This is a genomic window from Candidatus Magnetaquicoccus inordinatus (assembly GCF_004217665.1).
Lineage (GTDB): Bacteria > Pseudomonadota > Magnetococcia > Magnetococcales > Magnetaquicoccaceae > Magnetaquicoccus > Magnetaquicoccus inordinatus.
On the sequence record NZ_RXIU01000023.1, the window covers coordinates 1 to 13,326 of the forward strand.

The 13,326-nt window shown below is 49.2% G+C and carries 8 protein-coding genes, 2 tRNA genes and 1 pseudogene; 3 read left to right on the forward strand and 8 right to left on the reverse strand.

From position 1 onward, the window contains the following. Nucleotides 1–206 precede the first annotated feature (206 nt). From EJP87_RS03530 to folD, 8 genes and pseudogenes are all read right to left on the reverse strand, one after another. The gene (locus EJP87_RS03530) at nucleotides 207–1,478 is read right to left on the reverse strand and encodes an ATP citrate lyase citrate-binding domain-containing protein (RefSeq protein WP_130470488.1); all 1,272 of its coding nucleotides are present in this window, start codon (nucleotides 1,476–1,478) and stop codon (nucleotides 207–209) included. A 136-nt stretch (nucleotides 1,479–1,614) separates the two neighbouring features. After that, a tRNA-Asp gene (locus EJP87_RS03535) sits at nucleotides 1,615–1,691 on the reverse strand. Nucleotides 1,692–1,889: 198 nt separating this feature from the next. Further along, a tRNA-Val gene (locus EJP87_RS03540) sits at nucleotides 1,890–1,965 on the reverse strand. 258 nt (nucleotides 1,966–2,223) lie between these two features. Continuing rightward, nucleotides 2,224–2,490 (reverse strand): annotated as a pseudogene (locus tag EJP87_RS18315) (HU family DNA-binding protein); the annotation flags it as partial. A 654-nt stretch (nucleotides 2,491–3,144) separates the two neighbouring features. Further along, nucleotides 3,145–5,883: an ATP-binding protein gene (locus tag EJP87_RS03550; RefSeq protein WP_130470490.1), complete on the reverse strand. Its 2,739-nt coding sequence runs from the start codon at nucleotides 5,881–5,883 to the stop codon at nucleotides 3,145–3,147. Between the two features lie 79 nt (nucleotides 5,884–5,962). Beyond that, a complete protein-coding gene (gene lysS, locus EJP87_RS03555) occupies nucleotides 5,963–7,915 on the reverse strand; it encodes a lysine--tRNA ligase (RefSeq protein ID WP_130470491.1) in 1,953 nt (650 codons plus the stop codon). Nucleotides 7,916–7,996: 81 nt separating this feature from the next. After that, nucleotides 7,997–8,890, reverse strand: a complete 894-nt coding sequence (locus EJP87_RS03560; protein WP_130470492.1) for a hypothetical protein — start codon at nucleotides 8,888–8,890, stop codon at nucleotides 7,997–7,999. Nucleotides 8,891–8,937: 47 nt separating this feature from the next. Next, nucleotides 8,938–9,798: a bifunctional methylenetetrahydrofolate dehydrogenase/methenyltetrahydrofolate cyclohydrolase FolD gene (folD, locus tag EJP87_RS03565; RefSeq protein WP_130470493.1), complete on the reverse strand. Its 861-nt coding sequence runs from the start codon at nucleotides 9,796–9,798 to the stop codon at nucleotides 8,938–8,940. A 286-nt stretch (nucleotides 9,799–10,084) separates the two neighbouring features. On the opposite strand from folD, the gene EJP87_RS03570 reads away from it, so the two are divergent. From EJP87_RS03570 to EJP87_RS03580, 3 genes are all read left to right on the forward strand, one after another. After that, a complete protein-coding gene (locus EJP87_RS03570; RefSeq protein ID WP_130470494.1) occupies nucleotides 10,085–11,212 on the forward strand; it encodes a hypothetical protein in 1,128 nt (375 codons plus the stop codon). Nucleotides 11,213–11,523: 311 nt separating this feature from the next. Then, entirely contained in the window at nucleotides 11,524–12,612 is a 1,089-nt protein-coding gene (gene hemE, locus EJP87_RS03575; protein WP_130470495.1) for a uroporphyrinogen decarboxylase, read from the forward strand. An 11-nt stretch (nucleotides 12,613–12,623) separates the two neighbouring features. After that, a partial coding sequence (locus tag EJP87_RS03580; protein ID WP_130470503.1) for a radical SAM protein occupies nucleotides 12,624–13,326 on the forward strand: 703 nt, incomplete at its 3' end.

Here is a 13,326-nt window from a genome sequence, read left to right on the forward strand (position 1 = left end):
TCATCCTCGCCACGGGCGTGCATGAAGTTGTAACCTTCGTTGAGTCCTAAGTCTACTTGTCTGACCATAGCATCCCTCAATCTCTCTTTTTGGAAAAGTGCGCCGCAAGTCCGAAAACCCGGCACGATCCGTCCATTATCCCCATTATGTTGCGCACGCAGCACCCCCCATTTCAGTACAGGAAGCTGCTGGGAGCTGGCATCCGCTTAGCGGATACCCATCTTTTGGGCAATGATTTGACGTCCCCCGTTTGCCATCCACTCATCGGCAGCCATGGCATAGTTGATCACCTCGCTCATGGCCGAGTCAAAGCCAAACATGGCATAGGGCAGGCCAAGGGAATCCATGACATCGCGCAGATAACCCATGCCACGCACCAGATTGGGTCCACCCCGACCAACCACAACAAACAATGGTGTGGGCCCCCGTTCCGCAAAATATTCCCGCAGCGCATCAGCCATGGCGCGGAAGGTCTCATAAATATCTGTATTGTTGGCTTTGCCGCCGATAATAAACAGAACATTGGTCTGTGGCAGCCAATGTTTATAAGTGATGCGGCTGATCTCTTTCATTTTGGCATAGGGCGGGTTGCCTCCAAAATCGGAAGAGATGGTTGCCCGATCACCCAGCAGTTCGGTCACCAGCGCATTGGCTCCGCCGCCAAAGGTCATCGCCGTCACTGTACCTGTTGGATTGATCACAAAAACATCCGATTGACCCTGATAGGTACGTAACTGATTCACTTCCAGTTCATATTCGGAGAGATCGGTATTTTCCAGATCTTCCGGCAGAAACAGACGTTTTGAGTTGCGATCATCACCATCAAAGGAACATTTGAAATCACAGGCAATCGGTGTCAACCGTCCATTGGCATCGCGGCTAACGCGGATGGGATTGAGCTCCAGGGTGGTCATGCCATAGTTGTGGAACAGATCCCACAATTTGGTTAAATTTTGCACCAGCGGACTGATAATTTCATTGGGTGCGCCCAGTTTTTGCAGGGCATTGGAGATGACAAAACCCTTCAAACCGGTCAATGGATCAAAAGGAACTGAAGCAATTTTTTCTGGAGGCAGCTCTTCGATATCGACGCCGCCATGATGGGTGATGGTCAATGTGGGAGCACGGAAAATCGTGCTGTCGGTCAGCGAGACATAAACCTCATAATCTGCCTTGATAAAGCTTTCGTAGGTCACCCCTTCCGACTTGGCAACCGAATTGCCATGACGATGTTCAACAAAATAGAGCCGTTCCTTCTCTTTGAGTGCTGTACGAACGTCGGTGGCCTTTCCTACCAAGCCAGCTTTACCCTTCTTACCGATACCCCCCTTAAAAACAGGTTTCACCAAAACGCCGCCATATTTGTCGATCAGTGCCTGGATCTCCTCCGGTGTGGCTTCGGCACCCAAAACTTCTGCCGTAGGAAAATCGACATACTTGAGCAGTTTGGCTCCCCATTTCATGCCGGTAATCTGCATTGGTGTGGTTCCTCACTCTTTAGTCAGTTACGTGTAGAAGAGGACGGTCCGAGCCGATGCACCGGACACGCCCGGTAAAAAAACGGGCAAGCCATCGGAATCAGGCTTACCCGTTTTGAGAAATGCGCAAAGATAATGGCGGGAGCGACGGGGCTCGAACCCGCGACCTCCGGCTTGACAGGCCGGCGTTCTAACCGACTGAACTACACCCCCACAAGCGTGGAACTACTGATGAAGCGATAGCCCGGCAAGAGGCAGATTCATCTGCAGGCCACAACCTCACAGGGACTGCCTCTTGCCGCTTCGTTCCCATAGTACTACCTGAAACGATCTCCCTTGTCAACGGTCGACGGCAATGCACTGCTTCTTGCTCATGCAATTTCTTGGCATCTAGAGCAGCAAGTCATTGCTTGGTGGGCGGGACAGGGTTCGAACCTGCGACATTCGGCTTGTAAGGCCGACGCTCTCCCGACTGAGCTACCCGCCCAATATCATTGGTAAAACTTTTTGACCACCATTTTTCCAGACACCAGCCTGGCAACAATCAACCGTCAATGGAGCGATTGACCACTCCTCTGGATTGCACTCTGGCCACAGGAGCCTATTTGCTCCCTTTTTTACCACCTTTTTCTGCTTTGGCAACAGGCTTTTCCACTTTGGCAGCCGGTTTTTCGCTTTTGCTTTCTGCTTTGGTCTCTGGTTTTGCCTTACTTGTTTCCGGTGCAGCAACAGGTTGCGGCAAGGCTACAGCATCACGCAAGCCCTTACCCGGTTTGAATTTGGGCAAGCGGGAAGCGGGAATATGAATTTCTACACCGGTACGCGGATTGCGACCAGTTCTGGCAGGGCGTTCACCGGTGGCAAAAACCCCGAAACCGACTAAGCTGACTTGATCGCCCGCTTTTAATACCTCTTGTATTGTTCCGACCACGGCATCGATGGCATCCGCCGCATGCGCTTTGGTCAAGCCGGTTTTGCTTGCTACAGCATCCACCAATTCTGATTTGTTCAATGCTCTTCCTCCCCTTCCCCTGGATAGTCGCTCGGCCAGGTCGGTTGTTATGAAAGTGAGCTGCAACCGCCCCGCCTCACTTTTATACGGAGGCAATCTCTACTGTCAAGTCGCGACGTTACGCCATTCCAGCTTTTTTTAACTATATGACAGATTCCAATGCTCTCTGCGTAGCGGATGGAGTTGTTGGCTTGCGTTAAAAAATTCTTGTATCACCTGACCGGTTCCTGTACAATGCGGAGCTTACAAAGTGTTAATTTTCTTCCATAAAAGGAGTTTCTTCCCCATGGTTGCCTCCAACAAACCCTCCCCAACTACCGGCAAACCGACCAATAATAAACCCAATCCAGCCAACCAAAAAAACAATTCTTTCCCGAAAACAAACTCCATCCCACCCAAACCACTCTCCAGACCACAAAAAAGAGGATAGCGCTTTTTCTGCAATCGCTGTCCAGCTCTTCTCACCTGCCGTTGCCTCTGCCGACAGGAACAAGCACTGGCGTATTGCTCTCCAAGAGGAAGTTCCTTAGCACTGGCGTATGCTCTCCGGGAGGAAGTTCCTTAGCACTGGCGTATGCTCTCCAGGAGGAAGTTCCTTTGGTGTTCAGTTTGCTGTTTGCTAAATGAGGAGTGAGATCTATCGGCAATCGCTGTTCAGCTTTTCTCACCTGCTGTTGCCTGTGCCGACAGAAACAGACATTGGCGTATGGTCTCCAGGAGGGTTCCTTTGGTGATCGGTTTGGTAAGATGCAGTGTGCATCCGGCCTCTATGGTGCGGGCTACATCCTCTTTCATGGCATGAGCCGTCAAAGCAATGATGGGAACTGTTGACCGCTTGTGTGCCTGCTCCCAGGCCCGAATATGTTGAGTTGCCGCAAAACCATCCATGATCGGCATCTGCATATCCATCAGGACCAAATCAAATGGCTGCTCCTGAAACAGGCGCAAAGACTCCTCCCCATTGACCGCTTCCACCAACTGAAAAGAGGTGCGTTTCAAAAATGCGCGCACCAACAAACGATTATCATCGGCATCATCGACCAATAATATCTTTATCGACCGCTCTGTTGCGTTTGCATTCTGTATGCTGACACTCTTTTGATCTGCCGGTTGCGCTATAACTATCTGCTCTTTTTCCTGTTCTGCCAGAGACAATGGCAGCCAAAAGCGAAACAGGCTGCCCTCTCCCAAGCGACTGCTCACGGTAATCTCTCCACCCATTTGCGTGATCAGCTTGCGGCAGATGGTCAACCCCAATCCTGTACCACCAAAACGGCGGCTGGTAGACATCTCCCCTTGGGTGAAAGGTTGAAATATCGCTTCCTGCACCAGCGGATCAATGCCGATACCGGTATCCTGCACCTCTACCCAACATCCCCGTTGTGCCAGCATACCCATGCGTACTGTCACAGAACCAGATGCGGTAAATTTAATGGCATTACTGAGTATATTCAGCACAATTTGCTGTATGCGCTGTGGATCACCTATCAGTTGCCCAGGCAATCCAGTTCCCGTTTCAATGATCAACAAGAGATCCTTGTCAATGGCACGCAGACGCATCAGCTCCACGGCATTGATAATCAGACGATCCAAAGAAAATGGGATCTCCTCCAGAATCATCTGCCCGGCTTCAATTTTGGAAAGATCCAAAATATCATTGATCAACGCCAGCAAGGTCTCTCCTGCCTGGCGCATCACCCGTACATAATCCTGCTCTTCCTGATTGAGATGGCGGCTTTCGTAGAGCAAATCACACATGCCGATAATGGCATTCATAGGGGTACGAATTTCATGGCTCATGGTGGCCAAAAATTGGCTTTTTGCCAAGTTGGCTGCTTCAGCCTGTTGCAAAGCACTCTCCAGACGCGACATGGTATGCTGGTGCTCGGCGATTTCGGTGATCAGTTTTTGATTGGTCCGCTCCAGAATGGTATAAGAATCTTGCAGAGATTCCAGAATATGACGGCGCTCGCTGATGTCACGCAAAAAGGCGGTAAAAAAGGTGAAACTTTGATCCGATACCACCGTAATCGACAGATCCACCGGTAGACGTTTGCCATCAACATCAATGGCAATCTGTTCAATTGCCTTGTTGATTATTCGTTTTTCTCCGGTAGCCAAATAGCGCGCCATTCCTTGGCGATGCTTGGCACGCAGTTCCAACGGAATAATGGTTTCGGTGACATCGCGCCCCAACACCTCATGACGTTTGAAACCAAAAATGCGTTCGGCTGCCGGATTGAACTCCAAAATCCGACTCTCTTCATCTATGGATATAATGGCATCCATCGCCGTTTCCAAAATGGCGCGGGTCCGTTTTTCGCTCTGTTGCAACGCCTGCTGGGCATTGCTCAAGCGCTTTTCCATGTTCCGCAACAATCGGTATAAAAATATGCCAACCAGCGTAGCAATCATGATACTGCTCGCAATAATAACCAGCAAATGGATGCGTTTGGCCTCATCCTCTTTGCTGTCATCTTTGCTGATTCCCAACCAAGCCAAATTTTCTCCTGTTACTGTTTTGATAGGCAAAAACAGATACAGATGATTATCACTTCCCAAAAGCTCCTCATACTTTTTTTGCTGTGTTCCATGTAACACTTTATATTGCAAATAGTGGTGCATGGCCCGAGAAACACCCTGATCACCACTGCTGATCCAGACCACATCGCCATATTGATCCCACAATCCGGGTCGTTCCAACATGGCCATTCCCTCCAACCATCGTTCCCGGTTTAATAATTTTTTTTCAACAAATATATGCGCTTCGATACCCAAAGCGCTGCGGATCAACTGCATAAAATGGTCAATTTCGACGCCAAGCTCGATATATCCCCAACGTTTATCCTCCACATCCCAGGGTAATACCGCACGCAGCGTCAAGGTTCCCAAAGGGCCCAACTCCAACCCAGATTGCATCTCTTTGCTTTGTTCCGCCTGCAGCGCAGATTGCCGATCAATGCGATCACCATGGCGATGTGTTTGGTGCATGCGCAACACCACACGTCGTTCTGTATCCAGCAGATACATATGACTGATTCCTCTGGAAGAGAGCGAGGCATATCTGTCATGCAAAACGGCCTGCAAAGCTTTACGATCCTGGGTTATAAAAGTTTTCAACAGGGAACGATCTTGTACAAATCCCTGCAAATGGCCTCTCATTTCATCGATGTGCGATTGAAGAAAATGGGCCAAAATACGCTCGATGGCCTGCCGGAGTTGGGAACTGGCAACCTCTTCATGCAGCTTGTGCAAGCTATGTACTGAAACAACAAACACACTTAACAAAATCAACAACGCCACAAGGAACGTTGTCAAAATGGGTCTGCGTATCTGTTGTGCCGGTTGAGCGGGCAACTCCATTTTTCCCTCGATCTGTTCGCGTATTTTCACCGTTTTCTCTATTTGCTAATTCATGACAGCAAAAGAGTTTTACCCCCCTCCGCACCTGCTCTTGTCATCCGGGACCAGTTTAAGTAGCCGTCTGGTAAATAGCAAGTTGCTGACCATTGTGCTCAAAACCAATCTTGACCTCTTCCTCCACCAGGGTATCGGCAACCTGTTGGCGCAGATTATCGAGCAAAGCAATGGCAGAGTTTTGGAACAGTTTTGACTCATGAAGAGGATTGATCAGCAACCCGGCGTTGCTGGCAAAGAGAATTGCCCGGTGCATGATCCCCTCCTGGCTGGCAATCCGGCAATGAATGATCCCTTTGCTGACCTGATAACTGGCTTCCGGGCTGATAAAATCATCTCCGCGCAAGAGATGCAGCTCCAGGTGGATGCGCAACGATTGTACCGTTGCCAGATGATCGGCCAGCCACTGCAAAACAATTTCCGCTGGTTGTGCTATTTCGTGCAACAACTGATCCCGACTGAAGGCAAGGGCTTGGCACCGTTCGATGACGAAAGAGCGATCCAAAAAGGGCAGCAGATTACCGGCTTTTGGCCCACGGTCTTTAGCCAAAAATATTTGATAGATGGCTTGAAAAGCCTCTGCCTGTGCCAGAGGAATCATTCGTGCTGCGGTAAAGATGAGTGCCTGCATCTGCTCACCGCTTGCCTTCTCCGCCTGATTGATCATCAACTCAGCCAACTGGTGCAGAAAAGCCCGTTGGCTGGCGGTCAACGTATGGGCCGTTTCCGGCAAATTGTGTTGAATGGTAAAGGTATCTTCCTGGTTGGCAAAATGGTCCAACCAATAACGGGCGGCCTGAATGCGTCGTTGCAGTTGTTGGCGATCCCTTTGTGACCATCCCACAGGTGCTTGTCGCTCTACCTCCTGAAACAGATCGATATGCGGCAATTGCACCAGGGTACTGATCAATTGAAAAGGAATAGGTAGATAAGAGGTGGAATCGGCTGATGTTTCGACCAATGAGAGCAGTTGCTGGGTTGTGGAATCCGGATTTCCGGCATGGCGATTTTGTAAAAGCCGATCAAATTCGTTGAACAATTTGCTCATATAGGGCAGTCCGGTATTAAAATTGACCGCCTTTTTCGGATCAGAGCCGATCATCAAATAGCGCAATATTTCTGGTGGCAGAAAATCAGCCATCTCCCGTGCCGCATTGCCAATACCTTTGGAAGAGCTCATTTTGGCACCACTGACCAAGAAAAATTCATAGGGCACATTCATTGGTGGCTGCTGGGCAAATATTTTTTGTAACACTGCGGAGGCAATATCCCGTGATCCCCCTTTGGTACAATGATCCTTGCCAGCTCCTTCCAGGGTGATGGCAAAAGTATGCCATTTGGCAGCCCATTCCAGTTTCCAGGGCAGCTTACCCGCCCCGTCAAAGGGGGAGGTCTTACCTTGATAGCCGCATCCTTGCGCCCACTTGACCAGGTTTGGCCGACAATGATAATGCACCTCCTGCCCATCATAGGCAGAGACAACGGTAGTGCCGATTTTACCACACTGTTGACAAATTACCTGGAATGGATGCCAATCATCGGGCCGTTGGGCACCGCTGACCTGTTGGTAGATCTGCCGAACCAGAGCCGATTGGCTTAAGATGGCATCGATGGCAGCATTAAAACGGCCTGAGCGATAGACATCGCGCATACGATAGATGCGGGCATTGACATGCAGCTCTTGAAATATCTCCAAAAATTCACTGATATAGTGATCAGCCATATCGGTGGCGTTTGATCCTTGTGGCGCAGGAACCTGACAAAGTGGACGCCCCATATAGTGACGCATCTCTTCGGGAGCTTCTGCTGGCATTCCATCCATGGGATCATAATCATCCACCCCATAGAGAAAAGTTGCCTCTGTTCCCTTGGCCAACAAGCCGCGCAAAAGGGCATCGTGGATCAACACCCCGCGCAAAGAGCCTACATGCACACGACCAGAAGGGGTTTTGGAATCGTTGATGATTTGTGGTTGCTGCAACGGATCAATAATTTTATCAAGCCACATAAGAGTAGATCCTTACTAAAAATTCAGATGCAAAAACAAGCGACAGTGGAGTGTGTGCGACAGTTGAAAGAGCGGTTGTGTTCAAAAGGGATTTTCTTCCAATTCTGTTGCGAGAGCTTCCATTTGATCAGGTATTCCGGCCAAAAAAATAGCATTATCCTGGGCGCCGACATAGCCGGAGACGATATAATCCAGCCAATAGGTGGCGTGCAAGCCATGCTTCAAAAAATATTGGATAATCCCGGTTACCGGGCAAGGCAGTTCGGGCCCTTTGGTCTGTGGCACCATGCGGTGCAGATAGGCCAACCACTCCTCGCGGGTATTCATTAATATATAGGGGGTGGTAAAGGCAATATGGTAGTGATAGCCTGGCAAAGGAGGCATCAGGCGCACATACCAGAGTTGACCTGTTTTACCTTGATAGCCGGTGGGCACATAACAATAGCAGGTACGATCATCGGTCAAATCGCGAAGAATGATCTCCGATTCTGCAGTTCCGCAATGTTCATAAATACCCATTCGTGAATGCTGCATCAATTGAATGGTGGTGAGCAGAGAGGAGTCAATGGCCAGATCCGTACTCAACTCCTGGACACAACTGCCAATACTCTCTTTGTCTTTGCCGAACAAAACATCAAAAAAGGCCCAGCAGACAAAATAACTGCGTGTCAAGGCGCTGAAGGGTGGGCCATCAGGCATATAGAGATTTTCCGCCTCGGAGACAATGCGTACAAAAGGTTTCATGACCGGCAGAAGAGTCAGCTCTTCACACAACAGGGAAAGCAAATTTTGGGCAGCGATATAGTGGGCATGCAGTGGATCAAAACCACGGCGCAACAATCTCTCCACGATATGCAGTTGACCCTGATATTCATCTGATCGTTTTTTGGCTGCCAAATGGGCTTCAAAATCCACGACGGCCATGGAGCGGGCTTTTTCAAAGCCTTGCAAAATTTTCCGTGCAATACGTCCCATGGGTCACACTGTCGCATCCATTTGGTTTATTGGCCATTGTATCTGATTCAGGCCACACAACGGCTGGCGCTGAACAGGGTGTTTTTCATCAACATGGTAATGGTCATTGGCCCGACTCCGCCGGGAACGGGAGTGATGGCAGCCACTTTTGGCAAAGCCTCCTGGAAAGCCACATCGCCACACAATTTACCATCGGAAGCGCGTCGATTCATTCCGACATCGATGACCACCGCTCCTGGTTTGAGCCAATCGCCACGAATCAGTTCTGGCTGGCCCATGGCTGAAATAAGAATATCCGCTTGCCGTACCATTTCTGGAAGCTGTTTGGTTTGTGAATGGCAGAGGGTGACGGTAGCATTTTCGGCCAACAGCATCAAAGCCACTGGTTTGCCCACAATATTGGAACGACCCAATACGACGGCTGATTGTCCAGCCGGTTTGACACCAATGCTGTGCAAAAGCTCCATACAACCCCATGGGGTGCAGGGACGAAACAAGGGTGCGCCTACAGCCAGCAAGCCGACATTGCGTGGATGAAAACCATCGGCATCTTTATCTGGTGAGATGGCTTCCAGAATGCGTTGGCTGCGAATATGGGCTGGCAAGGGCATCTGCACCAAAATTCCATGCACTGCCGGATGTTCATTCAAGGTTTGGATAAGCGACAGCAGAGCCTCTTCACTGGTCTCTTCCGGCAGTTCGTGGGAATAGGAGGTGATACCGACTTCGACACAGGCCTGTTTTTTCATGCGTACATAGAGATGTGAAGCGGGATTGTTGCCCACTAGAACAACAGCCAAACCAGGGGTAACTCCATGCTCCGATATCAGAGATTGTGCCTCCTCATGCAGTTGCAGGCGCAACTGTCTGGCAATCTCTTTACCATCAATAATCTTTCCTGTGCTCATCTTCCGACTCCGTTATTGTTGCTCCGGGTTAAGAAAACAGTCCAAAAATTTCGTTGAACACTCTCTCTTCCATCCTGTCAGTGTAGCATGATCTCGACCATCGTGCATCCTTTGACAACAGGGGTATCTCTTGCCCTTTTTTGTGGTTCGCTTCATTAAAAACCCTTGCGACCATTGGCAGAAATATGGTTCAGTGACCCGATCATCTGCGCCAATGCGCCGGATTTGCAAGGATGTCGTTCTGCTTATTTTTAGTGCGGTTGTCGTCGAAAGGTTGCGTTCGATCATGACCAGGGATACCTGTTCACTCATTTTGCCGGACCAAAAAGTTCTCTTGCAGAACCGACAGGATCCTTATCTGTTTACCAGAGAGAAGATTGCCCGCACTCTGATCGAATATACTTTGCTCGATTCTTATCATAATTTCAACTTTCATGGTATACCCTATCCTTTTGTTTCGCCAAGCAAACTGCGACCTGGCACCCCTACCAATGCCAAAGAGTTTGAACTGCAAAACAGTGCGCTGGTAATTTTGGTGGATGGCACCATTCCGGAAAAGATGCGCAAAAATTTTCGTTTTCGAGAAGGCAACCGTTTGTATAAGGAAAATCTTATCGAGGTGGCACCTGATTTAACTGAGTTGAATCAGTATAAATGGTCGATGCGTCACACCAACCATGAAAAATTTAATGCCTTGCTGAAGATGTTGCTGCCTCTTGATTATGCTTTGCTCGTACAGCGTATTGAGGATGGTGAGTCGTGGCCTTTTGAGTTGACCCATTTTCATGTCAAAGTGGAGCGACTGCTGGATAATGCGATTCGCGGCTTGGCTGTTTATCTCAACTATATTGAACACTCGCTCTATGAACGCGGTGAGGAATATGTTGATCTATTAGAGAAAAAGTTTTTTGAATATTTTAATTTTTATCATAACGCCTCTGGCCGCCGTTGTGCTGCTGCCTTGGCGGCTCAATTGTTGGCCTGGAAAAAAATCCCTGCAACGGTGTTCATCTCCTCGCAACAAACACGCCGCTTGACCTTTTTGACCACCTCAAGCAGCAGTGAGGAGATTGTGATCGAACAATATTTGCTTTTGAAGGTCGATGCCGAACTGCAAGAGCAACTGACCAACTCCAGCAAAAACTGGCCTGTCGATATTCTTAAGGATTTTTTATTTCATGGTCCCGACCAGTCGACTGTAGCTATTTTGCGCGCACGTTTTGAACATACTGAAGCAAGCAGACCCACACTTGCCGATCAACCAGTGCGTACAGTCAATCCCAGAGAAAAATGGATTCGTTTGAAGGATGAAGCGCTGATTCCCATTCATTCCAAGCAAAGTGCCAAGATTGGCTGCTCTTTGGTCTATCGTCGCCCGGTTTCAGAACTGGAGATAAAACAGGGAAGTAATTGATTAAAAATGCTATTTCATGTTATCCACAGCCATCTGTGCATAACATGTTGATGAAGCGTTGATAGATTGTGGAAAAGCCGATCCCAAGAGAGACCGATAGCCCTCCTGACCATTTCGTACAGGTTATGAGCACATCTTTTCCACAGGCGTCCGCACCAGAAAAGCAGACTGCCAGTCCTACTGTTAGAGCAGATTATCCACTTTTCCACAGGCTGCAACGACTACGAAATTTTTATTAAGATAAATAAACTAAAAACAGTAACTGGCATGCTCTCCATCAGCCAAGGTCGTTTTCCAACAGGAACATATCCATGCTTAATGAGCCAACCCATCGATTTTTACGTGCCTGCCACTCCTTACCGGTTGAGCAAACTCCCATCTGGTTGATGCGTCAGGCGGGACGTTATCTTCCGGAATATATGCGCGTGCGCCAACAGGCTGGTGATTTTTTGGCTCTGTGCAAAAATCCCGACTTGGCTACGGAAGTTACTTTGCAACCGGTATACCGTTTTGATATGGATGCGGCCATTTTGTTTTCCGACATATTGGTTGTCCCGGAAGCCATGGGTATGTCTCTCTCTTTTGGCAGCGGAGAAGGTCCTGTTTTAGAACCAGTTTTACGTAATGCCGCCGATTTACAACGGCTGACTCCAGTGCAACCAGAGGAGCAGTTAGGATATGTCTTGCAAACGGTGACCCAAATTCGTCAGGCTTTGGCCGGCAGAGTTCCCTTGATTGGATTTTCCGGCTCACCTTGGACCTTGGCTACCTATATGGTCGAGGGGGGATCAAGTAAAACATTTCGTTATATCAAAGGGATGCTTTTTGACCAACCAGCTCTTTTGCAACAGTTGCTCGATCAAATCAGTGATGTGGTAGCAGATTATCTCAATGCTCAGATTGCACACGGGGTACAGGCTGTTCAAATCTTTGACACCTGGGGGGGGGTGTTGGGGCCACGGGAATTTGTCGCTTTTTCTCTGCGCAGCATTCGCCGAATTGTCGATCGACTGCAACGCACTGGTGCAGATGGTCAACCGGTTCCGGTGATATTGTTTGCCAAGGGGTGTGGTGCTTTGTTGGAGGAGATGGTTGCCACCGGTTGTGATGTGATTGGTTTGGATTGGACCACCGATCTGGCATCTGCCCGTCGGCATGTTGCTCAACGTGCTGCTTTACAAGGCAATTTGGATCCAGCAGTGCTGTATGCCTCTCCGCAGATCATTCGCCAACAGGTTCGCCGCCTGCTGCAGGATTATGGAGCCCATCCGGGACATATATTCAATTTGGGACATGGCATGGCTCAAGACATGGATCCACAACGGGTGGTGGATCTGGTGACAGCAGTGCGCGAAGAGAGCCGTTTGCTCTTGCAACAGCAAGCATTGCAAAAGGGATAGGAGAGAAGGGTATGAATCGGGATCAAACAAGACAGCAGGTTCTTTTTGATCGAGAGTTGATTGAGCGATATAATCAATCGGGTCCGCGCTATACCTCCTATCCGACAGCGCCACATTTACAGGAGGGGTTTACGGCACAAGAGTTTTGTGCAGAGATAGAGCGTTCTGCTGCAGAACAAGCAGACCGACCCCTCTCCTTGTATGTACATATCCCGTTTTGTGATACCGTTTGCTATTATTGTGCGTGCAACAAAATTGTTACCCCAGATCGCAGTCGCGCTGCACGCTATCTGCAATCTCTTCTCCGTGAAGTTGCTCTATTGGGTCGGCTGTTTACCCGAAAGAGGCCGGTGTTGCAACTGCATTTGGGAGGTGGTACACCCACCTATTTGGACGTTGATCAACTGCGCCAACTGATGGAGGCGTTGAGAGAACATTTTTCTTTGGTTGATGATACACAAGGAGAGTATGGTATCGAGATCGATCCGCGCGAGATGCCGATTGGTTCCATCAAGCAGTTACGTGCCCTTGGTTTTAACCGTCTCTCCATTGGGGTACAGGATCTGGATCCAGCGGTACAGAAGGCGGTCAATCGGGTGCAACCATTGGAGCTGAATCAACGTGTTGTGGATGAGGCGCGCTCTGCCGGTTTTCCCTCCATCAATCTGGATTTGATCTATGGCCTGCCGCTGCAAAGTGAAAGTTCCTTTTTAC